This window comes from Biformimicrobium ophioploci (genome assembly GCF_030270605.1).
Lineage (GTDB): Bacteria > Pseudomonadota > Gammaproteobacteria > Pseudomonadales > Cellvibrionaceae > Biformimicrobium > Biformimicrobium ophioploci.
In genome coordinates this window covers 596,062-618,774 of the sequence record NZ_BSYJ01000003.1, presented here as the reverse complement: position 1 = coordinate 618,774, position 22,713 = coordinate 596,062, and the positions used below count along the sequence as shown (strand labels likewise).

The window sequence follows — 22,713 nt, the reverse complement described above, 5'->3', positions numbered from 1 at the left end:
ATGGGCCGGCACCAGTGCCGGCCCTATCAAAGGGCGATCCGTCGCCCCAACTCGTCCGATGCCCAATTAATCCCTGAAGTTGTTGAACTGCAGTGGCTGCTCCAGTTCCTTATCCTTCATCAGAGCAATAACAGCTTGCAGGTCATCCCGCTTCTTGCCGGTTACCCGAACCTGATCTCCCTGGATAGAGGCCTGGACTTTCATTTTTTCTTCCTTGATAAGCTTGACGATCTTCTTCGCCAGGTCCTTTTCCAGGCCGTTCTTCAGGGTCACATCCACTTTCACCAGCTTTCCGGACTGCGCCTTTTCCCCTAACTCCATTGCCAGCGGATCAATACCATTCTTGATCAGTGCTGCGCGGAGCATGTCCACCATCTGGTCGACCTGCATATCACCTTCGGAGGCAATATTCACCAGGAAGTCGGTGTGATCGATCGTGGCCTCGACCCCCTTGAAATCAAACCGGTTACCTACGGTTCGCCTTACCTGGTCCACCGCATTCGTCAGGTTGTGTTTGTCTACTTCAGAAACAATATCGAAAGATGGCATTGAATTATCCTTGCTGAATTCGGATTTGAAACTTTTACTATCGCTGTCTGGCCACTGCCCGGCTGCTACGGCTGAGCGGCGAGCGTCTGCCAGCGCTCCAGGCGGACCTCGGCATTGCCATTGTCACTGCTGAACCAGGCTTCTCCATCCTGGATGGTGCACTGCAATTGCATGGTGCGCCCCAGCAACCCCTGCAGGGCCTCACTCTGCTCCGGCGGCAGATAGAGCACTTCAAGGCGCCTGTTTCGCGCCAGCAGGTCTCGGTTTTTTTCCCACCACACTGGCGCGGTTCTCGGCCCATAGGCAATGACGCAGACCTCGGCAGCGCGACCCGCCGCTTTTTTCAGGCGCTCCTCACTGGGCAGGCCGACCTCTATCCACTGCTCGACATCACCCGAGAGGCTGCGGCGCCAGAGGTCGGGCTCATCGTCCGTCGACAGGCCGCGGGTAAATTCCAGCCTCTCATCCGCATTCAGTGCAAAAGCCAGCAGCCGCACCATCAGGCGCTCGGCATTCTCCGAGGGGTGGCAGGCCAGGGTCAGGCTGTGGTCGGCGTAATAATCACGGTCCATATCCGCAACGTTCAGGTCAGCCTTGTAGATTGTCGCTTTGAGAGCCAAACAGACGTTCTCCAGTACCTATACTCAAGTCGCCCTATTCTAACCGTAAAGCAGCCTATCAAGGAGTCTGCTGCCATGTACCGGACGTTAAAGCTCACATCTCTTGCCCTGCTCACCGTAATCATCGCCGGGTGCGGCATCAACAATATCCCCACCTTCGATGAAAAGGTAAAGGCAACCTGGGCCCAGGTCGAGAACCAGTACCAGCGCCGCTCGGACCTGATCCCCAACCTGGTGGAAACCGTCAAGGGCTACGCCGCCCATGAAAAGGAAACCCTGGAGGCCGTTATCCAGGCGCGGGCCAAGGCAACTTCACTCAGTGTCGACAAGGACCTGATCGACAATCCCGAAAAGCTGCGTCAGTTTGAGCAGGCCCAGGCGGAACTTGGCAGTGCGCTGCAGCGCCTGATGGTCGTTGTGGAGCGCTATCCGGACCTGAAGGCGAACCAGAACTTCCTCGCCTTGCAATCACAGCTGGAAGGTACCGAGAACCGCATCTCTGTGGCACGCCGGGACTTCATCTCTGCCGTGGAGACCTATAACCGCGAAATCCGCACCTTCCCGGGCCGGATCTGGCACATGATCCTTTACAGCGACATGCCCATACGCGACACCTACAAAGCCACCAGCGAGGACGCGGACAAGCCGCCTGAAGTCAAATTCTGAAGACGGCAACAGCTGCCATGTCGCAACCGACAGTGCGTGCGATCGCCACCACCCTGCTTGCCGTCCTGCTGTTTTTCAGCGGGACGGCGTTGGCCGAGCCCACCTTTCCCGCGCTCACGGGGCGCGTGGTGGACAGTGCCGGCATGCTCGACCCGGCTACTGCTGCCAGCCTTGAACAGCAGCTGGCACAGCACGAGACGGCCACCAGCAATCAGTTGGTTGTGGCCACGGTGCCGGACCTTCAGGGTTACGCGATCGAACAGTACGCCAACCTGCTGGCGCGGCACTGGCAGATAGGCCAGAAGGACGTCGACAACGGCGCATTGCTGCTGGTCGCCCAGGCTGAGCGCAAGGTACGCATCGAGGTCGGATACGGCCTGGAAGGCTCACTGACCGATGCCCTGTCGGCACTGATCATCCATAACGACATACTGCCGCGATTTCGTGTCGGGGACTTTTCCGGAGGTATCAGCGCAGGTGTCAATGGCATCATCGCGGCCATCAAGGACGAATACACCGCACCCGCGACACGGAAACCGAGTGAGGACCGCATCCCGCCGATCGTCTGGATATTCCTGATTATCGTTTTGCTGCAGTTGTTCTCAGGCCCCCGCGGCCCCAGTAATCGTCGATACCGACGCGGTCGCAACGGAGGCTATTACGGGCCAATCATCATCCCCGGAGGGGGTGGCTTTGGTGGCGGCGGTTTCGGTGGGGGCGGCTTCGGCGGCGGGGGCGGAGGCTTTGGCGGCGGTGGAGCATCCGGAGGCTGGTAATGGCGTTTTTTGACAAACCTTTTTGCGAGCGCGTTGCCGACACCATCCGTGAAGCTGAGCAGCAGACCGATGCGGAGATTGTCACCGTACTCGCCCACCGGGCCGACTCCTACTATTACATCCCCGCGCTGTGGGCTGCGGTCATCGCACTCCTGTCTGCCCCGCTACTGCGCCTGCTGCCGTTCTGGATTGAAGACTGGGAACAGATACTGCTGCAATGGCTGATATTTATCGTGCTATCCCTGGTATTTCGCTGGCAGCCGATCCTGATGCACCTGATCCCGCGCAGCGTCAAATACTGGCGCGCAGAAAGCCTCGCGCGCCGCCAGTTTCTGGAGCAGGAGCTGCATCACACCGAGGGTCGGCTCGGACTCCTCATTTTTGTGTCGGAGGCGGAGCACTATGTGGAGATCATGGCCGACCAGGGCCTGGCCGAGCATATCAAAAATGAGCGCTGGCAGAAAATCGTCGAGGATCTGATCCTGGCCATCCACGAGAACCGCACCGACAGTGGATTTATCCGCTGTATTGAGCAATGCGGGGAACTGCTCAGGGAAGCTGCACCTCTAACGCATGAGAAAAACGAACTACCGAACCATCTGGTAATCCTTTGAACAGGGTCAACATGAGCCACGACAGTCGGGCTCAGCCTTGCCGTCGAGCATAAAAAAAGCCACCGGTCGGTGGCTTTTTAACGCTTTTGGCTATTACTGCTCTGGTCGCATATGCGGGAACAGCAATACATCGCGGATAGACGGTGAATCGGTCAGCAGCATCACCAGGCGATCAATGCCGATGCCCTCACCCGCTGTCGGCGGCAAGCCGTATTCAAGCGCACGGACATAGTCCGCGTCGTAGTGCATGGCCTCATCATCACCGGCATCTTTCTCGGCAACCTGCGCACGGAAGCGCTCAGCCTGATCCTCCGCATCGTTCAGCTCGGAGAAGCCGTTGGCAATCTCGCGGCCGCCGATAAAGAATTCGAAGCGGTCCGTGACGAACGGGTTGTCGTCGTTACGGCGCGCCAGAGGCGAAACCTCGGTCGGGTATTCGGTGATGAACGTCGGCTCCTGCAGCAGGTGCTCGACAGTCTTCTCGAAGATCTCGATCTGCACCTTGCCAAGGCCGTAGCTGTCTTTCAGCGGGATACCCAGCTTTTCGGCAACCGCGCGCGCGCTATCGATATTGTCGATATCGCCCGCCTTCAGCTCCGGGTTGTACTCCAGAATGGAATTGAACACCGACAGGCGACGGAACGGCTTGTCGAAGTGGAACGTCTCGCCCTGGTACTCCACCGTGGTCGATCCCAGTACGTTCTCACAGATGCCGCGAATCATTTCTTCCGTCAGATCCATCAGGTCGCGGTAGTCCGCGTAGGCCTGATAGAACTCGAGCATCGTAAATTCCGGGTTGTGGCGCGTGGAGAGGCCCTCATTGCGGAAGTTACGGTTGATTTCGTAAACGCGCTCGAAACCACCCACCACCAGGCGCTTCAGGTACAGCTCCGGTGCAATGCGCAGGTACATATCCAGGTCCAGCGCATTGTGATGGGTGATAAACGGGCGCGCAGATGCGCCACCGGGGATCGTCTGCAGCATCGGCGTTTCGACTTCCATAAAGTCGTACTGCTCGAAGAAGCTGCGGATGTAATTGATCACCTGCGAGCGTACGCGGAACACATCGCGGGACTCAGGCGACATGATCAAGTCCACATAACGCTGGCGATAACGCATCTCCTGGTCGGTCAGGCCATGGAATTTTTCCGGTAGCGGACGCAGCGCCTTGGTCAGCAGCTGGTACTCCTCACAGTTAACGTAGAGGTCGCCCTTGCCGGACTTGTGCAGCGCACCGGTGACACCAACAATATCGCCGATATCCCAGGTGCCCCAGCGCTCCTTAATGTCTTTCTGCGCAGTCTTGTCTGCGTACAGCTGAATACGGTCAGAGACGTCCTGAATCACCAGGAACGGGCCGCGCTTGGCCAGAATACGGCCGGCTACAGTGGCGCGTTGGCCAAGACCTTCCAGCTCTTCCTTGGACTTGTCACCGAAGGCTTTCTGCAGATCACCGGCGAGGTTCTCGCGACGGAAATCATTCGGGAATGCATTGCCCTTCTCACGAATGGCATCCAGCTTGCCGCGGCGCTCCGCGATCAGCTTGTTTTCTTCCTGTTGGATCTGGTTTTCAGAACTCATCTTTTAACTCTTTACAATCCTGCCTTCAGGCTGGCTTCAATAAACTGATCCAAATCGCCGTCTAACACAGACTGGCAATTACTGGTCTGCACGCTGGTACGCAGATCCTTGATGCGCTGGTCGTCCAGCACATAAGAGCGGATCTGGCTGCCCCAGCCAATGTCAGCCTTGTTCTCTTCCAGTGCCTGCTTGGCCTCGTTGCGCTCGAGCATTTCGCGCTCGTACAACTTGGCACGCAGCATCTTCCAGGCCTGGTCGCGGTTCTTGTGCTGGGAACGCTGGCTCTGGCACTGCACCACGATACCCGTGGGCTCGTGGGTCAAACGCACCGCGGAATCGGTCTTGTTCACGTGCTGGCCACCGGCGCCGGACGCGCGGTAGGTATCCTCACGGACCTGGGATTTATCCACCTCGATCTCGATGTTGTCATCGATCTCGGGAGAGACAAACACCGAGCAGAACGAGGTATGGCGGCGATTGCCGGAGTCGAACGGGCTCTTGCGCACCAGGCGGTGAACACCGGTCTCCGTACGCAACCAGCCGAACGCATATTCGCCCGAAAAATGAATAGTGGCACTCTTGATGCCGGCTACATCCCCCGGCGACGCTTCTTCCAGCGTGACCTTGAAGCCTTTCGCCTCGCCCCAGCGCAGGTACATGCGCAGCACCATTTCCGCCCAGTCCTGCGCCTCGGTACCGCCGGAACCGGCCTGTATGTCGAGGTAGGCATTGTTCGGATCTGTCTCACCGGAAAACATGCGCCTGAATTCCAGTGTGGCAAGCTGTTCGCCGAGCCCGGCGATTTCCTGCTCCACTTCCGCGACGGAGTCTTCGTCTTCTTCCTCGACGGCCATTTCCAACAGGTCGCGGCAATCCGCAACACCCTGGTCCAGGTCATCGATGGTTTTTACGACGGCTTCCAGCGCAGAGCGCTCGCGGCCCAGTTCCTGGGCCCGATCGGGCTCGTCCCAGACACTGGGCTCTGCGAGTTCGAGTTCTACTTCAGTCAGGCGCTCTTTTTTGTGAGCGTAGTCAAAGATACCCCCTAAGAACGTCTGTGCGTTCCTGGAGGTCTTTCAAGCTGTTCAGGAGGGGATTGATTTCCATAGAGAGGAAACTACCTGGTCAATGTTCGTGAATTTCAAGGGCGCGCATTTTACCGCAGTCAGGGCCGCGATGGTAGGACTGCCCTATTCGCCCGCCAGCTCCCCGGACTCCCAGTCAAATGGCGCATACACCGGAAACTCCAGCGCACCACCCTCGGTGCCCGCAGCTGTCATCGCCCGGGCCTCGCGGCGCAGGCGCGGCAAATCCTTGCCCAGTTGGCTACGCATGGCGCCCAGTTGCTGCCAGTAGGCTTCGAATTGCTCAGGATCCTCGCCAGCCTTGAACGCAGCCAGCAGGGGGCCTACTACAGAAAAACCCCGGTAGATACGCCGGGATTGCTCCAGCTCGAAGCGGTCGATGGATGCCAGCAGACTACCCGGCTCCGGCTTGCCCGAAGGCAGCTGCGGATCCGCCTCTATTGCAGTCAAGTGCGCAAGGGTTTCAGCGGCACTCATCGTTGCGGCGTTGGGCCAGATATTGACTGTGTCCCTGTTCAGTAGCGCCTCAGTGGCCGGGTCCACCGCCAGCACCGTAGGGGTGCCGAATATCACCGGCAGGCCGAAGCGGCGGTTCACATCAAAGTTGTCCTCCAGGAACCCGACATCGATAAAGCGGACCACGAACCGCTTTCCGACCTCTCCCGCGACTTCCTCCTGTGCCAGATTGCGGGCGAGCGCGCGACTGTCGTGACACCAATGGGCGCCCATCACAAACAGTGCCTGACGCTGCGTATCCCTCGCCTCGGCCAGGGTTGCATTCACCGCGGCCATGGTATTTTCCAGCGGCAGGTAAACGTTGCCAGCAGCATCATTGCCTTCTTCCGCAACAACCGGCGCCACCGGTAATAAAAACAGCAGCATCAAGAAACGCTTCAACATCCGTTCACCCCCATCAGGTATTCAATCTTGTATGGCCGTCAGACAGCCTGGTTCATTATCCAGCCCAGCAACAATATCTGCGGCAGGGTCAGCAGTGGCATTGCCAGCGCAATTCGCCATTTACCCGTGGTGTCGCGCAGGGACATGATTTCGGTGTAGTCCGTCGATACCCCGGCCATCAGGAAAGTGAACGCATTGCCCGGCGCATTGGCTCGGGAGAAGATGTCTGCAGCCAGCGGCGTCGCACCCTCCGAGCACACCTCCAGGATGGTGGCGCCGATCAGCGTGGCAGCGAGGCCGAGTAATGTCGGCCCGAACAGACTGGCAAAAAGCTCCGGATCGACAAAAGCCCGTACCAGCAATGCCAGTACAATGCCGAACAGCAGCCAGCGGATCACCATCTGCGATCCCTTGATCCCGTCCAGCAGCATACGGCCGAATCCCGCGAGAGAGAATTCAGACTCACGCCACAAGGCCTTCATGGCCGGAAACCAGCGGTAATCCTCGGGCAGGTCAATGGTGTTGGGATTTCCAGGAAGTCGACCGCGCTTCACCAGCAGGTCCGCTAAGTAGCCCGCGATCAGGGCAATCACCACCGAAAGCAGCACGAACAACAGGGTCCACTTGAGCCCGATCAGCGCCACGAGGATGACCGTCAGGGAAAGCGAATTCCAGGGGCTGGCGATCAGGAAGGCGAATACCTGGCCGAGACTCGCGCCGCGTTTATAGAGCTGCATCCCGACCATCAATATGCCGTGGCTGCACAGGTCGAAAAACAAACCCGCTGCGGTCGCCCGCAACAGGCCCCGCTTGCTGCCACCGCGACCGAGCATGGAGATCACCATTTCCCGCGGTATGTGTGCCAACAAGCCCACGAAAAAGGCCCCCGCCAGCACGCCCCACCACATGGAGTGCACCAGCTCCGCTGATCCGGATGTAAAGGCGTGTAGCCAGTGCGGTAATTGCTCGGGCGACACCAGCCAGTAGCCGGCATAGGAAAGGGAAACGATCGCCAGCGACCCCCAAAGCAGCCAATCGACGCGGGTTTTGGCGGCCGAATCACAGCAGCTACCGACCGACTGCGGGTCTTTGGTTGGCGCCGCTTCCCGAGCAGCACCCTCCGTCGCATCACAGCAGGGCGTTATTTTTTGCTGCGACTGCTTATTGACAGTGTGACAGCTGTCGTCGTTTTGAGCAGTTTCCCGCCCGGGATCGGGTGGACAACAGTTGCTCACTGTGCAGCTCCCTTCGCCAATCCATCGAGGATCGCGCACTCGGGGTGCTCATTCCCAGCACAGGCGTCGGAGAGAGACATCAGGGTCTCGCGCACAGCCTGCAGATCCCACAACTGCCGATCAATGTATTGGAGCTTGGCCTCGACCAGGTCCTTTGCTTCCCTGCTCTTTCGTAGTGGACTACGATAAAGTGCCAGAAGGTCCCCGGCCTCATCCAGAGAAAAGCCCGTCGCCCGAGCGCGCTGGATAAAGCGCAGGGTTTCCAGATCCGCGGCGCTGTAGTCCCGATATCCGCTGGCGGATCTCGTCGGGCACAGCAGCCCGACCTGTTCGTAATAACGCACTGCCTTGACGGTAAGATCTGCCGCGCGGGCCGCCTCTGAAATATTCATACCCCTCCCCTCCTGTCTTATAGCTAATCTGCGAGGGAGCCTAAAGGTTACCCTAGCAGGAGGGTCAAGTGCATCCAGAACAACTAAAACACACGGCGCGCCCTATTGCCGATGCCCTGCGAATCTCTGCCTGGAACACTTGTACTTGGCGCCTTTATCGGTAGAACACCTATGTCTGGTCGCGCGGGGTTCGAGGGGGTCGCGCGTCCTGGTGCCTGCAGGCCGAAAATTCAAACTTGATAGCACTCGCCGGACGGTAACCTGCCGCGAGAGCCTTATCCATATCCCGTGGGTCGACCTGATGCAGGAGGATATCACCGGTCGCACCGCCGCAAACCTGAATGTACATCATGTCCGTACGTACGCCGCAACTGGAGGCAACAACTTTGACCCCGGCAGATTCCAGACGCCCTTTGCTCTGGTCGAGTGTCATACCACCTCCCTCGCATTGGCGGCTGCCTTTGCTTACGAATATCCAACCAGCGCCAGTCTGTGATGGCACTTCGGGTTTACTGCCATCCTGCGTGCGCAACTGGCCAGAAGAAGTACGGGGGCCGATACGCTCCTGTGTCTCCTGCCTTTCTGTTCCTGTGTCATTTTTCGCTTTCACCGGACTATCCTGCTGAGCTTCAATGCAACCCGAAATTCCTAATACCGCCGTTAAAACAATGGCCATTACCTTAAACTTGCCCATTACCAACTCCCTAGTAATTTTTCATGCCCAAGAATTTTATCAACGCCAGCTAAACCCTCGCTGAATGCATCCTCGCCCCACTAAAATAGGTTAACCGGAATCTTCAGGTAACGCTTACCGTTATCCTCCGGCGGCGGCATCTCGCCCGCGCGCATATTAACCTGCACAGATGGCAGCATCAGCTTGGGCAGTGAAAGGGTCTTGTCGCGACGCTCGCGGTACTCCGCAAACTCGTCTTCGCTCACGCCATTTCCGATATGAACATTCTGTGCACGCTCTTCAGCCACAGTCGTTTCCCAGCGGTAGTCCTCCCGTCCCGGCGCCAGGTAGTCATGGCACATGAACAGCCGCGTACTGTCCGGTAACGTGAATATTTTCTGGATCGATTGATAAAGCTGACGCGCGTCACCGCCAGGGAAATCACAACGGGCGGTACCGTAATCCGGCATGAAGAGCGTGTCACCGACAAAGGCAGCGTCTTCGACGACATAGGTGGTGCAGGCCGGCGTATGGCCAGGGGTGTGCATTACCCGAATAACGCTTTGCCCCAGAGGGATCTCGGTGCCGTCCGCAAACAGGCTGTCAAACTGGCTGCCGTCGCGGTGGAAGCCTGCCTCCGCATTGAACAGGTCACCAAAACACTGCTGCACCTCCTGGATACGGTTGCCGATACCGGTCTTTCCACCCAGCTTTTCCTTGAGGTAAGGCGCGGCAGAGAGGTGATCTGCGTGGATGTGGGTTTCCAGGATCCACCGCGGCTTCAGGTCGTTTTCAGCGATATATGCCAGAATACGATCTGCAGAGTCTGTACCAGTGCGACCGGAGTCCGGGCAATAATCCAGGACCGAATCGATGATCGCGCAGTGTTTGGTTGCCTCATCACTGACGACGTAGCTGATGGTATAGGTTGCCGGGTCAAAAAAACCTTCGATCTTTACAGACATGGTGCTTCTCTGTTATTTCAGGCGTCCCCGGGCACACGCGCGGGGCCGTTGGCTTATAACCAATTGTATGGAAACTATTCCTTAATTCAATATTAGATACACCTAATATTTGGTCAAACCCCAGGGATTTCAACCGGATGTTGCATTTTATTGATTGGCCCGCCCTGACAGGCGGATTATTGATCGGCGCCAGTGCCGTCTTCCTGATGGCCACACTGGGCCGCATTGCCGGGATCAGCGGAGTACTCACGGAGGCCCTGAAACCGGGCTCTGACTGGTGGCGCTACGCGTTCCTGCTGGGCCTGCCTCTCGGGGCTCTTATTGCCCTGGCCACCATGGGTATTGGCGGTACCGAGCGCACAGGCTTCCCCCTCCCCGTGCTGGCCCTGTCCGGCGTGCTGGTCGGTCTCGGCACACGCATCGGCTCCGGCTGCACCAGCGGCCACGGTGTTTGCGGCCTGGGGCGCCTTTCCAAACGCGGCCTGGTTGCCACTCTCACCTTCATGGCCACTGGCATCATTACCGTATGGGTCACTCGTCACTTGCTGGGGGTACTGTAATGAAAAGGATTCTGTGCGGACTTCTTTGCGGCACCGTCTTCGGGCTGGGCCTGGCGATCTCGGGGATGAACGAGCCCCTCAATGTCATCGGCTTTCTGGACTTTGCCGGAGACTGGAACCCCAAGCTGGCATTCGTGATGGGTGGCGCAGTCGCGGTCACCCTGGTCGGGTATGCTCTGCTGAAGAAGATGGAGAAGCCGCTCTGCGCCGACAGCTTCTGTGAACCGCCGAGCAAGATAATTGACCGAAACCTCGTAGGAGGCGCGGCGCTGTTCGGCATCGGCTGGGGTATCGGTGGTTACTGCCCAGGTCCTGCGATTTCCGGACTGGCCCTGCAGCCTAACGAAACCGTCACCTTCGTCATCGCCATGTGCGTAGGCCTGCTGCTTGGCGGCCTGGTCAAAAAAGACTGAAATGATCGGAATGATTAAAAGGAAGATAAAGGAAAAAACATGAAACACATTTTCGGACTTTTGCTCGCGACACTGTTCAGCGCGTCTGCCCTGGCGCTGGAAGTCGGCAAGCCAGCCCCGGATTTCTCCCTGCAGGCCTCCGATGGCAAAACCTACTCGTTGTCAGACTTCAAGGGCAAGCAGGCTGTGGTGATTGCGTGGTTCCCAAAAGCCTTCACCAAAGGTTGCACGATTGAATGCAAGTCCCTCGCTGAAGATGGCCACCTGATCCGTAAGTACAACGCTGCTTACTTTATGGCAAGCACGGATGAGGTCGAGGTGAACAAGAAGTTTGCGGAGGAGCAGGAAGCGGACTTCCCATTACTGAGTGACCCGGAAGGCGAAGTAGCCAAAGCCTACGACGTACTGATCCCGGTGATGAATGTTGCCAAACGCGTGACTATTTATATCGGCAAGGACGGCAATGTCCTGAAGATAGACAAGGATATCAAGCCATCCACCAGTGCGGCTGATATTGCAAAAAACCTTGGCGAGCTGGGCGTCGAACCCAAAGGCTGAGTCACCCTGCCCGGTGCGCACCGCCTCGCGGTTGCGCGCCGTCCAGACCGACTGTTTCTAACCACCCTTGCACGGCAGGGCATTGAATACCTCAAAGGCCGATGCCAGGCCTGCGGCGAGCGCCTGCTCCCCCTTTGCCTCGAACAGTTCGATCACACACTCGGCAGTGCAGAGGCCTCCCGGCTGCTGATTCCGTCGCCGCCGGTAGAGCGACGGGCCTTCCCGAGCGATACGCACCTTAAGCGCCGCCTGAAGATACGGGCTGCGGTTGTAGATCTTGCGCGCCTCCTGCCAGGTACCATCGAGCAATACAAAACTGTCGAACCGGGCAGTCTCGCAGCTACCAGCTTCGGGCCCGGCCCCCTCCTCCACATTGCGCGCGTTATCCGGGTACACCAGCGCCGCTGAATGACTGCGGAGCAGATCGATAATCACAGGGTCTGGCTCAACCCTGGACCAACGCACCCGCTGCACAATGGATGGCGCAAACCCGGCAGCCAGCGCACCGCTGCTATTGCCGCGATCGAACTCACGCGCATGGGTCAGAAGAAAGACTTTCATTGGCGCACACCGCATTCCCGACACTGGTCGCCGGGTGTGCGGCCTGGAAAATTACAAAGGTGTGGGGCAGAAGAGTTCCTGCAATACGGAGAGCACACGTGCCGGTGCTTCGCCCTGTACGCGGTAATAGATGGTCTGGCCATCACGACGAGTGGAAACCAGGCCGGCAGCGCGCAGTGCTGCCAGGTGCTGGGAAAGTGCCGACTGGCTCAGCCGAACCACTTCATTGATCTGCGATACCGACAATTCGCCATCCTGCAGGCAACACAGCACCATCAGGCGGCTCTCGTTGCTCATGGCCTTCAGCAACTCCGCTGCCCGGGAGGCATTTGCAATCAGCTCTTCCTGCTGGCTCATCGCCGCTTTGTCTTCGCTCATGACCCTACCTTCGTCGCTCATGGCTGTATTCGTCGCTCAAGCTCATATTCCTGCCCATGGCCGACCGAGCCGCCATGGCTGTACAATTTTCAGGTGAATAGGCGCTATCTTATACTGCAAATGGATTAGAAAAAACTAATCTTTGGGGCGGTGCTGCAACAGTGGCTACCCAGTCTCCCCAATGCCAGCTTAAGAATCCCAATCCAGCTTGCCTGCCCCAGCTGAGAGGTCAAAACCGGACTATGTGGATACAGAAGCAACTGACACTAAAGTGCCATCCTCGCGGATTCCACATCATTACGGATGAGATAGAACGACAACTACCGGAGCTAAGGCAAATTCGGACTGGCCTGCTGCATCTGTTTCTCCAACATACATCGGCATCCCTTGGTATCAACGAAAATGCTGACCCGACGGTTAGAGCGGACCTCGAAGAGCACTTTAACCGCAGCGCGCCGGATGGCGCATGCTGGTACCAGCACGACTACGAGGGTGATGACGACATGCCCGCGCATATAAAATGCAGCACTCTCGGCTGCCAGATCACCATTCCCATTTCTAGTGGCCTACTCGCGCTCGGTACCTGGCAGGGAATCTGCCTGGGCGAACACCGCGATCAAGGCGGGGCGCGCCGCGTCATCGCGACAATTCACGGGGAGTAAATAGGTGAATTAAAAAAGGGTTCCGCAAGCGGAACCCAAGGGAAGCACCTTGAAGAGTGCGTGAAAACTTCAGGCGGCAATCCGCTCCCTGTCCCAGGTTTCCGGGGTCACACCCTGCTTGCGCAGCTCTACCTTGCGGATCTTGTTGGTGGAGGTGCGGGGAATTTCATCCGCAGTAACGAAGCGCAGGAATCTCGGCACGGCAAACCTGGGCATATTCGCCGCGCAGTGCGCTGTCAATTTTTCGGGTTCCACTTCAGCACCAGCCACAATCACCGCCATGACTTCATCCTCGCCGCCGGGAATTTCCGATGGCACGGCAATGACGGCACACTCATTGATGCCCTCATAGCCCAGCAGCACGGTTTCCACCTCATAGGAGGAAATATTTTCGCCACGGCGACGGATACAGTCTTTCAGACGGTCCATAAAGAATACGTAACCGTCCTCATCCATACGCCCTGCATCCCCGGTGTGGAACCAGAGGTTGTCCCAGGCCTCCACCGTCTTTTCTGGCATGCGGTAGTAGCCACTCATAAAGCCCGCTGCAGCTTTAGGACGCACCTGTATCTCACCGACTTCACCGGCCGGCGCCTCCAGGTTGTTGTTCGGATCAGCCACCCGCACTTCGAAATAGCGGCTGTAGGCCTTGCCACAACTGCCCGGACGCGGCGCATCCAGCGGCGTAAACAACGGGATATTCACTTCCGACATGCCGTAGATTTCCACCATGGTGACACCGTAACGCTCACGGAAGCGCTCGATAAATACAGGCGCAGCCGGTGCCGCGGCAATCACCCGCAGCTTGTGGTCCCGATCATTGACACTCGAGCCGCGCGTATCGAGGAATTCCGTCATCACGCCCAACAGATTGGTATGGGTTACATCGAAGTCGCGGATATCCTGGAGCCAGCTGGAAGCGCTGAATTTCTCCTTCACGACTGCGGTCGCGCCGTTGATCAGGCAAGCATACAGCTGCATATAGAGCGCGTTCACATGGTACAGCGGCATATTGATGTAGTAGGTATCGTCCGGATTGAAGTCGAGGTTATCAATCGTCCCGAGACCATACAGGTAGCAATGTGCATGCGGCATCATTACCGCCTTGGAAGGGCCGGTAGTGCCGGAGGTGAACATCAGGCAGGCCAGGTCGTTAAAGGCCGCCTCCGATCGGGGCGCATTGCCCGCATCACCACGCAACGCAGAGAAAGGCAAAATTTCGAACTCTTCCGGTGCAGCGGCAACGTCTCCCACCACCACAATCTTGCGCAGGGATTCGAGCTGGTCGGCAACCGGCACGATCTTCTCGAACTGCTGTGCAGTGCAAACCAGCATGCCCGCTTCGCTAAGGTTCAGGGCATGGGTCAGGAAGCTTCCGACGAGTTCAGTGTTCAGGCCAACCAGTACCGCATCCGCCTGATGACAACCCCACCAGGTCTCACAGAACTCGATACCATTGGGCAGCAGTGCTGCAATCTTGTCACCCGGCTGTATACCCTGCTGCACGAGTCCTGCAGCAATTTCACGGGCCGAGCGATACACATCACCATAAGTCAGACGTGGGCCATCGATAAAAACAACCGCGGTTTTATCCGGGTTCTCACGGGCATTTCTCTCCAGCACCCGGGCCGTGGTCCATTGCTGCTGGTTTCTGAGGCTTTCTGCTGTCACTTTTTATTACCCTCTTGTTATCTGACTGCGCGTAAAACACTTGCGCAGTTAACGACACCACTACCGCCAAGATTCAGCACGGCAGCGTGTTCGGGGTTTCGGGGATGGGCCACGCCCACGGCGTCGCCCGCCAGCTGGCGCCAGGCAAAATAGTGCATGGACACGCCGGTGGCGCCCACCGGGTGCCCCTTGGATTTAAGGCCGCCGGACAGGTTGACCTTGCATTTACTGCTTTCGCCATAGGCACCGGCCAGGTAATCCTCACCCGCGCAACCCTGATCTGACAGACCCAGCGCCTCCACGCAAAGCAGCTGATTGGAGGTGAAGCAATCATGCACCTCAGCCAAATCCAGGTCGGCGACGGAGATGCCAGCTTCGCGACAGGCTGCGGCTGCAGCGTACTGTGCACCCTCCAGTGTGTAATTCTTTGGCCTTGCAGCAATTGGCAGGAATTCTGTTGCGGTGTGCCGGCCGGCAATCATCACCTCGTTACGGCCTTTACGGGCCTGACCCGGCTTTGCTACCAGTACCAGCGCCGCTGCGCCGTCGCTGATGGGCGAGCAGTCATGCAAGTGAAGCGGCGGAGCAATCACCGGGTTTTTTTCCGCTGGCAATTCCAGAATGGCCTGCGTGCTCAGCAGTTTTTTCTTGTCCGGAATACTGCCCGGGCCAAAGTGTGCAAGCGGGTTGTGTATCCCATTGCGATAGTTTGCTGCAGACACCGCCGCCAGCATCTCCCGGTAACGGGCAGCGCCGATACCATGCTGCAGCCTGTAGTTGTCACCGAGCTGGGCAAAGAGGCCCGGGAATGTCATTCCCTGGCCGCCCTCTTCGGGCCAGTAGGAACAGCGCGCCAGGATATCGCTGACTGCCGGGGTATCCAGCAGGTTCATTTTTTCAATGCCGATCACCAGTGCCACCTGTGCCCTGCCCGCCTGAATCGCGTCCGCGGCGGCAAAAAGCGCAACAGAGCCCGAGGCACAGGCAGCGGTAGACTGGCTTAGAGACGCAAAGCGCAGGCCACTTTCAGATTGCAGCGCCAGCGGCGCCAGCAATTCCTGCTGGATGAAGGCGCCGGGGGAGCAGCTACCGACAAAAATGCCGTCTGCCTGACCCGCCTCAACATTGGCATCCGCCAGTGCACCGGCCACCACTTCTGCAAACATCTGCTGCACGGGATGGGTATCGGTGCGTACACCAGTTTCCCTGTCACGCTGCACGTGGGCACCAAAGCGTGTGTGGGCGCCACCGGCTATATAAACATCGCAACTCATGCGCCGGCCACCCTGAACTGATTCAGGAAAGTGTCTATTGCGTTAACGGAATCCGGCTCATCCAGTGCTGGCGCATGACCGCACTCGGGAATTTCGGCAGCCGCCATTTCCGGCAGGCGTGCCTGCATCTCTTCAAAACAGGGTTTCGCCAGGATGTCAGACAGCGCGCCGCGAATTGTCAGTGAGGGTAAACCCTTCAATCCTTCAAACAACGGCCACAGGTCCGGCGGCACTGCCGCTTCGCCGTCGGCGCTGATTGGCTTGGCGATTGCCGGATCGTAGGCGAGCACGGGTACACCCTGCTCGTTTTCGGTATAGAGCTGGCGCGCCATGCGCATCCAGTCTTCCGGGGAATAGTTAGGAAAGGCAACGCTGTTCAACTCTTTTACCGTTGCCGCCGCATCTTCCCAGGTCTTTGCCGGCGCGGTCTTGCCGACATAGCTCTTGATTCTCGCCAGCCCCTCTTCATGGACTTCCGGGCCGATATCATTCAGCACCAGACCGGCGATCTTTTCACGCTGCATGGCCACCATGATCATGCCCATCAGGCCACCCATGGAAGTACCGATCACAACGACGCGCTCGGTGCCGAGCTGCTCAATCAGCGTAAACATGTCCGCCACGTAGGTCGCGGGCTGGTAGTTGGCAATTTCCGGATCCCACTGCGACAGGCCGCGCCCGCGCTGGTCCGGGACTATGACCCTGAAATCATTTGCCAGATGTGCAGCGAGACTTTCAAAGTCCCTCGAGTTGCGGGTCAGGCCGTGCAATAACATCAGCACCGGTCTATCGGCCGGAACCTGCGATCCGTGATAATCACGGGCGTAGAGTGTCAGTCCGTCACTACTCTTGTAGTGCAGATCAAGATAATCCTGCATGTGTAATCTCCCAAACCGGTTGGGTTAGAAAACGGGATACCCGTAGCAAATGCTACGGGTATCCCCGCGTTCCGGATCAGAACTTATAAGATACGGATGCGGTGAAGGTCCGCGGCGCACCGTAGAAGCCGAGGATTTCGTCATCGCCGAGGAAGGCCGGGAAGTTGTAGCCTGCCACGCGATAAGCTTCGTCTGTCAGGTTCTTGCCGTGCAGGCCTACAGACCAGTGCTCGTCCGCGGAGTACCAGGTGACGTCCACATTGGCGAGGGTGTAGGAATCCTCATCAATTGGCTGGTTCGGCACTGCCACTTCCATCGCAATCTCGTCGGTGTAGGACAGGTTGCCGCCAAGAATCAGGCTGCCGCCGGCCATGGTGGTTTCATAGGTGAAACCGACCATACCGGAAAGCTCCGGCACGTTGGAGACAGAGCGATCATCGCTGACGTCCATGCCCGCGCCATCCAGGAACTTGTCCCAGGAAGCATCGGCGTAGCCCATGTTTGCCACAGCGGTCAGGCTGTCGGTCAGCGCCGCGGTAACTTCCAGCTCGACACCGTTGATGCTCTGAACGTTGTCTGTCGCTACCACCGGTACGAAGTTGGTGCCGATCAGCGCCGTCTGGGTGATCTGCACATTTTCGTAATCAGTGGAGAACACGGCTGCGTTCATGCGCACGCGGTTGTCCAGCATTTCAGTCTTGAGACCCAGTTCGAAGCTGGCGGCATCTTCCGGCTCAAACACATGGGAGAAGCCCGCCGGAGAGGCAGACACGTCCGCACGCATGTTGATACCGCCGGATTTGAAACCTTCCGCGTAGCTGGCGTAAACCATGGTGTCATCGTTGATCTGGTAGTCGATGCCAACCTTCGGGTTAAACTTGCTCCAGTCACCGCCTTCCTCGAAGTCGGACTGCACACCCAGCACCAGCAGATCACCGCCGCCAAACAGGGCAGAAGCACCACCTGCGCTACCGTCAGTGAACAGGCGCGCCTTGTATACAGTCGCGCTCTTCTCGTCCTTGGTGTAACGGCCGCCCAGGGTCAGGGTAGCTTTATCCGTCAGGTCGTAGTTGGCCTGCAGGTAGACCGCCCTGCTCTCGGTATCCGCGGTACCTTCAGTGGCTGCCACGAAGGTCGGAGCGATGGCGTTCTGCGGCTCCTGTGCCGGCCCACCCAGTGCAGCACCTGCGATTACATCGAAGGCACCAGCGGCGTAGCCGTCCATGTAGAAGAAGCCACCCACCAGGGCCAGGCGGTCGTTGGTGTAGTTGAACTGCAGCTCCTGGGTGAACTGGTCGTCCTCGTACATTACCGGTGCGTCGAAGGTGTTCACCTGAGTGCCATCGAAGTCAATAAAGCCCTCGGTGCTGCCTTCACGCCAGGCACTAACGGACTTCACTGTAATGTTGTCGGAAAGGGCCCATTCAACGGTCAGGTTGGTACCGGTGTTCTCTACCTTTTGCTTGTCGCCGGCACCGGCACTGGAATCGAACGGATCCTGCGGCGCTTCGCCGGTCTGCAGGCTCGTGGTCAGGCGCGATCCGTGACGGTTGTTGCTGTCGTCCTCGGTCTTGTCCGCGGCCAGACGGATGAACAGCTCCTCGGTCGGAGTGAACTCCATGCTGACGCGCGCCGCAGTGATGTCCTTGTTGTAGTTTTCAGCACCGGTGTAATTGTTGGTGCCGAAGCCGTCGCGGTTGAAGCTGGCAACGGTAGCACCCACGTAGAGCTTGTCCTCGATCAGCGGCAATTTACCAGCGGCAGTGATGTCGCGCTGGTTGTAGCTACCCACAGACACGCCCAGGTCCATCTCGGCATCACCGGACATACGCTTGGTCACGTACTTGATGGCGCCACCGATGGTGTTCTTGCCGTACAGCGAGCCCTGCGGTCCGCGCAGTACTTCGATACGCTCGATGTCGTAGACGTCCAGCATCGCACCCTGCGGGCGGGCGAAGTAGACGTCGTCAATGTACAGGCCAACACCCGGCTCGAAGCCCCACAGCGGGTCATTCTGGCCGATGCCACGGATGTAAGCCGTCAGGGTGGTGTTGGTGGCGCGGCTGGCGCGCAGCTGGGTATTCGGGGAGATGCGTTCCAGGTCGGCGATGGTTTCGACACCCGCCTGCTCCAGATCGTCGCTGCCGAACGCAGTGACCGCGACCGGGACTTCCTGCATGTTCTGCGCGCGCTTCTGCGCGGTAACGGTTATCTCCTCGAGGCCTGCCGGTGCATCTGCACTCTGGGCGCTGGCCGCGACTGAAATCATGCTGAGACCAATAGCTGCAGCGATGGGCTGCAGGGAAAAGTGTTTGGATGAGCTCACGGGAGCGACTCCTCTTTTTTATATTTTTCCGTTGGGCGTTAGATACCGTCGATCGCCTTGCTGTTGCTGCTCGGGCCGAGGCGCACCAAATTGGTGCTCAACAACCGTTGAGTGCACCTGAAATAAACATCAACAGCTGTTGAGCTGTCAACTGGTTTTTTCATCAGTTGTTGAAAACCCCTGCCAATCTGGGTTATCAATCACCTTCGAGGTTTCGCGCCAGACTGCACCAACGCACCATTTATGGGCATTATGCGCCAGCCTACTTGCCTGAAAAGGTCAAAATGGGACAGAAAAACAATAACGGTGACACCAAAATGAGAATTCACAACAAATACGCCGTCGAAGCGATCGTGTTCTTCAGCTACGTGCTGTTTGCCATGGCATGGGTGGGCGCGACCGCCAATATGGGCGCCATCATGGCGGCCATGGGCATCGAAACCCTGGCTGCGGCGAGCATGCTCAGTGGCTCCGTCACCGTTGCCAAAATTGTCGGGACCTTTATCGCTGCCATTGTCGCGGTGCGCCTCGGTATCAAGGCGGCCTTTCTGGTTTCCGCCCTGATGATCGGGGTTGGCCTGCTCACCCCGTTTGCGCCGAACTACGAGTTGCTGCTGATCAGCCGCTTTGTGGTGGGGCTCGGCGGCGCCCTGATGGTGGTCTATTTCAACCCGATTGTGCTGCGCTGGTTTGAACCCGGGGAACGCCCGGTCATCAACGGCATCAACGCCGTCGCGTTCAATGCCGGCACTGCGGTGGTGCTGTGGCTGATCGAGGACCTGACCGCGCTGTTCGGCGGCTGGGAAAACACCCTCTCCGCCTTCTCGATTGCCAGTATTGTGCTGGCCGGCCTGTGGATGCTGGTGGACTTCGACACGCCGACGGCAGCAGAGCAACCGGCTGCCGGCACAGAAGCCGGGGCGAAGCGCAAAGCAGCGAATGAGGAAACGCAAGGCTACGGCTACGGCGAGGGGCTGCGCGACAGTTTCAACTGGCGCTACGCCCTCTCCTACAGCGGCGTACTGTGTTTCTACATCTGCCTGTTCACCTTCTACCCGAAAGCCGGCATTACCCAGGGGTCGCTGGTGATGTGGGCCGGTATTGCCGGCACACTCGCGGGAATGTACTTCAGCCGCCGTGTACCGGCGCGCATACCGGTGATCCGCTGGTCTGGGCTGATCATGTCGGTGTGCGTCGCCGGCCTCAGCTTCTCGGACAGCGAGCTGTATCGCAGCGCATTCGGGCTGGTGCTCGGTTTCGTTATTTTCTTCCCGGTTACCGCGCTGGTGACACTGCCGCAGGAGCTCCCCCGCATGACGCCGGAACGGATCACCGTGGTATTCAGCCTGTTCTACAGCATCAGCTACCTGATCTCGACCTTTATCCTGTGGCTGTTCGGCTGGCTGGTAGACAGCAATGGTGGCGACTTCAGCTCCGCGTTCAGCATGATTACCCTGGTCAGTACCACCCTGTTTATCGGCAGCTTCTTCCTGCCGGAAACCGCGCCAAAAAAACAGGCCGAGGCCAGCGCCCCCATCGCCGAGAGCGCCTGACGCGCGACGCCCGCAGCGGACGGCAACTTCCCCGGTTGTTGTCCGCATTGGACTTGCAGTAACCTAGCCGGCGTTAAGAAGGACAGACTATGACAACAGTGACAGCGGCCAGCCAGCCCAGGTCGGCAGGCAGCCAGCAACGGCGTGAACGGATTCTGGACGCGGCGGAGGAGCTTTTCGCCGCACACGGCTACGACGGGGTAACCCTGCGACAGATCGCCAAATTGGCAGGCGTCGATGTCGCACTGACCAGTTACTATTTCGGACCCAAGCAGGATTTGTTCAATGCGGTCTTCAAGCGCCGCGGCCGGATCCTCAACGAGGCCCGCCTCGAGGCCCTGAAGACTGCCGAGCAGGAAGCGGCGCCGAACGCGCCCAGTATCGAAAAAGTGATTGAGGCCTTTCTGCGGCCACTGGAAATCGCGCAGGAATCAGAAGACCGCGGCTGGCGCAATTACTGCGCGCTGGTAGCCTGGGTCAACAGCTCCGCCACCTGGGGTGAGAGAATCATCAGCACCCACTTCGACGAGCTGGTGCTGCACTTTACCGATGCCATGCAGCGCTGCTTCCCCGATGCCAGCACCGAGAATATTTTCTGGTGTTACCACAACCTTTCCGGCGCCCTGTCCCTTACCCTTGCGGATACCGGACGTATTGATCGCCTGTCGGGTGGTGCCTGCCACTCGCATGATTTCCGCTCCGCCTACGACCATATGATCCCATTTATGGCGGCCGGGTTTCGCGAGCTATGCAAACCGGGAAGCTAGCTGAGTAGCCACCCGGTCTGCAGGGACTGCTTGCCACACTGCGAAGGGCTCAGCCGGCCAGACTGGCCACGACCGCGTTGCTATCCGCATCGATAACACGCACGTTGGTGTAACCCATATTCATAAGTGCAACCGCCGACAGCGCCGCGCGACCACCGGTAGCGCAGTGAATCAGGATCGGCTGATCTGCGGCTTTCACCACCTCCCCAACCTTCATCTCCAATACGCCACGGGGAATATTGACGGTGCCCTCGGCACACAGCTGGGCAACCTCCCCCGGCTCGCGTACATCGATCACCACGGCCTCCGGCGTTGCACCGATGATCTTTGCGGCATCTTCCGCTGAGACCAGCTGGCACTGCGCCTTGGCGGGACCGACGATTTCTGGCAGGGTCTTGATCACGTTGACCTCCTTCCGGTTACCAGGCCACCTTACGGGCGGCTGGCCTTCAGCATTTCGTAACCGCCACCATTCACAACCTTGTCGAACCCGGCATTCTTTAACTGGGTAGTCACAAGACCGGAACGACGGCCGCTGCGACAATAGACCACTATCGGCTTGTCTGTCGCTACCAGCTTTTCAATATGGGTTGAAAACTGGTCGTGCGGAATCAGGATCGCACCTTCAAGATGACCGGCGGCGTACTCCGATTCTGTGCGGACGTCTATCAGGGTTGCGCCCTCATCGATCAGCGCCCATGCGACGGTGGTGTCAAAGTCCGCGGCCGCAGCCATACTTCCGAAAAACATACCGATAGATGCAGTCACAGTTTTTACCCAACTCATGCTGATACTCCAAAAACTCACTTAATACCGCAGGCGATCTGGCCTTCGGTGCGCATACCGGCCTTTTTCATGACCCAGGTAGCGGGGCACAGTCCGGTAATGGCGCTCTGAATCATATTAAATCCGATAAACACCGTAAACCAGAACCAGTTCGGGTGCACGAACAGGGTCAGTGCCACTGAAACCAGTACCATCACACCGGCAAATACAAAGGTTGCGCGTTCTGTAGACATGGGGAATTTCCTCCTTTCTGGAAACTTTATTTGAAAC

General features: G+C 58.3%; 27 protein-coding genes. 9 read left to right on the top strand and 18 right to left on the bottom strand.

All coding sequences use genetic code 11. From position 1 onward, the window contains the following. Positions 1-66 precede the first annotated feature (66 nt). Positions 67-549, bottom strand: a complete 483-nt coding sequence (locus QSJ80_RS09480) for a YajQ family cyclic di-GMP-binding protein (RefSeq protein ID WP_285764196.1) — start codon at positions 547-549, stop codon at positions 67-69. Positions 550-614: 65 nt separating this feature from the next. Beyond that, complete coding sequence (locus QSJ80_RS09475; RefSeq protein ID WP_285764195.1) at positions 615-1,169, bottom strand: YaeQ family protein; 555 nt, start codon at positions 1,167-1,169, stop codon at positions 615-617. 75 nt (positions 1,170-1,244) lie between these two features. Here QSJ80_RS09475 and QSJ80_RS09470 point away from each other — a divergent pair, with 75 nt between their 5' ends. From QSJ80_RS09470 to QSJ80_RS09460, 3 genes are read left to right on the top strand one after another with little or no spacing between them, the layout of a single operon-like run. After that, positions 1,245-1,835, top strand: a complete 591-nt coding sequence (locus QSJ80_RS09470; RefSeq protein WP_285764194.1) for a LemA family protein — start codon at positions 1,245-1,247, stop codon at positions 1,833-1,835. A 17-nt stretch (positions 1,836-1,852) separates the two neighbouring features. Continuing rightward, the gene (locus QSJ80_RS09465; RefSeq protein WP_285764193.1) at positions 1,853-2,611 is read left to right on the top strand and encodes a TPM domain-containing protein; all 759 of its coding nucleotides are present in this window, start codon (positions 1,853-1,855) and stop codon (positions 2,609-2,611) included. Beyond that, a complete protein-coding gene (locus tag QSJ80_RS09460; protein WP_285764192.1) occupies positions 2,611-3,225 on the top strand; it encodes a TPM domain-containing protein in 615 nt (204 codons plus the stop codon). Before QSJ80_RS09465 ends, QSJ80_RS09460 begins: the two co-directional genes overlap by 1 nt. 93 nt (positions 3,226-3,318) lie before the next feature. Here QSJ80_RS09460 and lysS read toward each other — a convergent pair whose 3' ends face one another. From lysS to QSJ80_RS09425, 7 genes are all read right to left on the bottom strand, one after another. After that, positions 3,319-4,806: a lysine--tRNA ligase gene (lysS, locus tag QSJ80_RS09455; protein WP_285764191.1), complete on the bottom strand. Its 1,488-nt coding sequence runs from the start codon at positions 4,804-4,806 to the stop codon at positions 3,319-3,321. 11 nt (positions 4,807-4,817) lie between these two features. Next, a protein-coding gene (prfB, locus tag QSJ80_RS09450) for a peptide chain release factor 2 (protein ID WP_285764190.1) occupies positions 4,818-5,913 on the bottom strand; the annotation gives its coding sequence in 2 pieces (ribosomal slippage) (positions 4,818-5,840 and positions 5,842-5,913; 1,095 coding nt in all). An 83-nt stretch (positions 5,914-5,996) separates the two neighbouring features. Continuing rightward, entirely contained in the window at positions 5,997-6,791 is a 795-nt protein-coding gene (locus QSJ80_RS09445; protein ID WP_285764189.1) for a thioredoxin family protein, read from the bottom strand. Positions 6,792-6,829: 38 nt separating this feature from the next. Further along, positions 6,830-8,026, bottom strand: coding sequence for a permease (locus QSJ80_RS09440; protein ID WP_285764188.1), 1,197 nt, complete (start codon positions 8,024-8,026; stop codon positions 6,830-6,832). Continuing rightward, the gene (locus QSJ80_RS09435; RefSeq protein ID WP_285764187.1) at positions 8,023-8,418 is read right to left on the bottom strand and encodes a MerR family transcriptional regulator; all 396 of its coding nucleotides are present in this window, start codon (positions 8,416-8,418) and stop codon (positions 8,023-8,025) included. The genes QSJ80_RS09440 and QSJ80_RS09435 overlap by 4 nt, the downstream gene beginning before the upstream one ends. A gap of 169 nt (positions 8,419-8,587) precedes the next feature. Further along, a complete protein-coding gene (locus QSJ80_RS09430) occupies positions 8,588-9,112 on the bottom strand; it encodes a hypothetical protein (protein WP_285764186.1) in 525 nt (174 codons plus the stop codon). An 80-nt stretch (positions 9,113-9,192) separates the two neighbouring features. Next, the gene (locus tag QSJ80_RS09425) at positions 9,193-10,056 is read right to left on the bottom strand and encodes an MBL fold metallo-hydrolase (RefSeq protein WP_285764185.1); all 864 of its coding nucleotides are present in this window, start codon (positions 10,054-10,056) and stop codon (positions 9,193-9,195) included. Positions 10,057-10,193: 137 nt separating this feature from the next. On the opposite strand from QSJ80_RS09425, the gene QSJ80_RS09420 reads away from it, so the two are divergent. Genes QSJ80_RS09420 through QSJ80_RS09410 form a run of 3 tightly spaced genes read left to right on the top strand, consistent with a single transcriptional unit; the run spans position 10,194 to position 11,587 of the window. Next, entirely contained in the window at positions 10,194-10,616 is a 423-nt protein-coding gene (locus QSJ80_RS09420) for a YeeE/YedE family protein (RefSeq protein ID WP_285764184.1), read from the top strand. After that, a complete protein-coding gene (locus QSJ80_RS09415) occupies positions 10,616-11,029 on the top strand; it encodes a DUF6691 family protein (protein ID WP_285764183.1) in 414 nt (137 codons plus the stop codon). The genes QSJ80_RS09420 and QSJ80_RS09415 overlap by 1 nt, the downstream gene beginning before the upstream one ends. A gap of 39 nt (positions 11,030-11,068) precedes the next feature. Further along, complete coding sequence (locus QSJ80_RS09410; RefSeq protein WP_285764182.1) at positions 11,069-11,587, top strand: peroxiredoxin family protein; 519 nt, start codon at positions 11,069-11,071, stop codon at positions 11,585-11,587. A 57-nt stretch (positions 11,588-11,644) separates the two neighbouring features. Here QSJ80_RS09410 and QSJ80_RS09405 read toward each other — a convergent pair whose 3' ends face one another. Then, positions 11,645-12,148 (bottom strand): tRNA-uridine aminocarboxypropyltransferase, encoded by a 504-nt coding sequence (locus QSJ80_RS09405; RefSeq protein WP_285764181.1) that lies wholly within the window; start codon positions 12,146-12,148, stop codon positions 11,645-11,647. A 51-nt stretch (positions 12,149-12,199) separates the two neighbouring features. After that, positions 12,200-12,526, bottom strand: a complete 327-nt coding sequence (locus tag QSJ80_RS09400; protein ID WP_285764180.1) for an ArsR/SmtB family transcription factor — start codon at positions 12,524-12,526, stop codon at positions 12,200-12,202. 242 nt (positions 12,527-12,768) lie between these two features. Between QSJ80_RS09400 and QSJ80_RS09395 the strand changes: the two genes are divergently transcribed. Further along, a complete protein-coding gene (locus QSJ80_RS09395) occupies positions 12,769-13,188 on the top strand; it encodes a secondary thiamine-phosphate synthase enzyme YjbQ (protein ID WP_285764179.1) in 420 nt (139 codons plus the stop codon). 69 nt (positions 13,189-13,257) lie between these two features. Here QSJ80_RS09395 and QSJ80_RS09390 read toward each other — a convergent pair whose 3' ends face one another. The 4 genes from QSJ80_RS09390 to QSJ80_RS09375 form a co-directional block, all read right to left on the bottom strand. After that, entirely contained in the window at positions 13,258-14,859 is a 1,602-nt protein-coding gene (locus QSJ80_RS09390) for an AMP-binding protein (RefSeq protein WP_285764178.1), read from the bottom strand. A 17-nt stretch (positions 14,860-14,876) separates the two neighbouring features. Further along, positions 14,877-16,133: a thiolase C-terminal domain-containing protein gene (locus tag QSJ80_RS09385; RefSeq protein WP_285764177.1), complete on the bottom strand. Its 1,257-nt coding sequence runs from the start codon at positions 16,131-16,133 to the stop codon at positions 14,877-14,879. After that, on the bottom strand, positions 16,130-17,011 hold the full coding sequence (locus QSJ80_RS09380) for an alpha/beta fold hydrolase (protein ID WP_285764176.1): 882 nt from the start codon (positions 17,009-17,011) through the stop codon (positions 16,130-16,132). Before QSJ80_RS09380 ends, QSJ80_RS09385 begins: the two co-directional genes overlap by 4 nt. Positions 17,012-17,087: 76 nt before the next feature. After that, positions 17,088-19,337, bottom strand: a complete 2,250-nt coding sequence (locus QSJ80_RS09375; protein WP_285764175.1) for a TonB-dependent receptor — start codon at positions 19,335-19,337, stop codon at positions 17,088-17,090. A gap of 317 nt (positions 19,338-19,654) precedes the next feature. Between QSJ80_RS09375 and QSJ80_RS09370 the strand changes: the two genes are divergently transcribed. Together QSJ80_RS09370 and QSJ80_RS09365 are read left to right on the top strand one after the other, a co-directional pair. Then, positions 19,655-20,890, top strand: a complete 1,236-nt coding sequence (locus QSJ80_RS09370) for an MFS transporter (RefSeq protein WP_285764174.1) — start codon at positions 19,655-19,657, stop codon at positions 20,888-20,890. Positions 20,891-20,979: 89 nt separating this feature from the next. Further along, complete coding sequence (locus tag QSJ80_RS09365) at positions 20,980-21,657, top strand: TetR/AcrR family transcriptional regulator (protein WP_285764173.1); 678 nt, start codon at positions 20,980-20,982, stop codon at positions 21,655-21,657. A gap of 49 nt (positions 21,658-21,706) precedes the next feature. On the opposite strand, the gene QSJ80_RS09360 is transcribed toward QSJ80_RS09365, so the two are convergent. The 3 genes from QSJ80_RS09360 to QSJ80_RS09350 are packed head-to-tail and all read right to left on the bottom strand — an operon-like array spanning position 21,707 to position 22,676. Next, a complete protein-coding gene (locus tag QSJ80_RS09360; RefSeq protein ID WP_285764172.1) occupies positions 21,707-22,060 on the bottom strand; it encodes a rhodanese-like domain-containing protein in 354 nt (117 codons plus the stop codon). Positions 22,061-22,089: 29 nt separating this feature from the next. Beyond that, complete coding sequence (locus QSJ80_RS09355) at positions 22,090-22,443, bottom strand: rhodanese-like domain-containing protein (protein WP_285764171.1); 354 nt, start codon at positions 22,441-22,443, stop codon at positions 22,090-22,092. Positions 22,444-22,460: 17 nt separating this feature from the next. Further along, positions 22,461-22,676 carry a YgaP family membrane protein gene (locus QSJ80_RS09350; RefSeq protein ID WP_285764170.1) on the bottom strand — a complete coding sequence of 72 codons (216 nt, stop codon included), beginning with the start codon at positions 22,674-22,676 and terminating at the stop codon, positions 22,461-22,463. Positions 22,677-22,713: the final 37 nt, after the last annotated feature.

Bases quoted from the DNA above. Each gene is read 5' to 3' on its own strand.
- QSJ80_RS09480 (WP_285764196.1), bottom strand. From the start codon at position 549: ATGCCATCTTTCGATATTGTTTCTGAAGTAGACAAACACAACCTGACG.
- QSJ80_RS09420 (WP_285764184.1), top strand. From the start codon at position 10,194: ATGTTGCATTTTATTGATTGGCCCGCCCTGACAGGCGGATTATTGATC.
- QSJ80_RS09465 (WP_285764193.1), top strand. From the start codon at position 1,853: ATGTCGCAACCGACAGTGCGTGCGATCGCCACCACCCTGCTTGCCGTC.
- lysS (WP_285764191.1), bottom strand. From the start codon at position 4,806: ATGAGTTCTGAAAACCAGATCCAACAGGAAGAAAACAAGCTGATCGCG.
- QSJ80_RS09425 (WP_285764185.1), bottom strand. From the start codon at position 10,056: ATGTCTGTAAAGATCGAAGGTTTTTTTGACCCGGCAACCTATACCATC.
- QSJ80_RS09380 (WP_285764176.1), bottom strand. From the start codon at position 17,011: ATGCAGGATTATCTTGATCTGCACTACAAGAGTAGTGACGGACTGACA.
- QSJ80_RS09435 (WP_285764187.1), bottom strand. From the start codon at position 8,418: ATGAATATTTCAGAGGCGGCCCGCGCGGCAGATCTTACCGTCAAGGCA.
- QSJ80_RS09460 (WP_285764192.1), top strand. From the start codon at position 2,611: ATGGCGTTTTTTGACAAACCTTTTTGCGAGCGCGTTGCCGACACCATC.
- QSJ80_RS09430 (WP_285764186.1), bottom strand. From the start codon at position 9,112: ATGGGCAAGTTTAAGGTAATGGCCATTGTTTTAACGGCGGTATTAGGA.
- QSJ80_RS09395 (WP_285764179.1), top strand. From the start codon at position 12,769: ATGTGGATACAGAAGCAACTGACACTAAAGTGCCATCCTCGCGGATTC.
- QSJ80_RS09370 (WP_285764174.1), top strand. From the start codon at position 19,655: ATGAGAATTCACAACAAATACGCCGTCGAAGCGATCGTGTTCTTCAGC.
- QSJ80_RS09400 (WP_285764180.1), bottom strand. From the start codon at position 12,526: ATGAGCGAAGACAAAGCGGCGATGAGCCAGCAGGAAGAGCTGATTGCA.
- QSJ80_RS09365 (WP_285764173.1), top strand. From the start codon at position 20,980: ATGACAACAGTGACAGCGGCCAGCCAGCCCAGGTCGGCAGGCAGCCAG.
- QSJ80_RS09355 (WP_285764171.1), bottom strand. From the start codon at position 22,443: ATGAGTTGGGTAAAAACTGTGACTGCATCTATCGGTATGTTTTTCGGA.
- QSJ80_RS09405 (WP_285764181.1), bottom strand. From the start codon at position 12,148: ATGAAAGTCTTTCTTCTGACCCATGCGCGTGAGTTCGATCGCGGCAAT.
- QSJ80_RS09445 (WP_285764189.1), bottom strand. From the start codon at position 6,791: ATGTTGAAGCGTTTCTTGATGCTGCTGTTTTTATTACCGGTGGCGCCG.
- QSJ80_RS09385 (WP_285764177.1), bottom strand. From the start codon at position 16,133: ATGAGTTGCGATGTTTATATAGCCGGTGGCGCCCACACACGCTTTGGT.
- QSJ80_RS09470 (WP_285764194.1), top strand. From the start codon at position 1,245: ATGTACCGGACGTTAAAGCTCACATCTCTTGCCCTGCTCACCGTAATC.
- QSJ80_RS09350 (WP_285764170.1), bottom strand. From the start codon at position 22,676: ATGTCTACAGAACGCGCAACCTTTGTATTTGCCGGTGTGATGGTACTG.
- QSJ80_RS09410 (WP_285764182.1), top strand. From the start codon at position 11,069: ATGAAACACATTTTCGGACTTTTGCTCGCGACACTGTTCAGCGCGTCT.
- QSJ80_RS09415 (WP_285764183.1), top strand. From the start codon at position 10,616: ATGAAAAGGATTCTGTGCGGACTTCTTTGCGGCACCGTCTTCGGGCTG.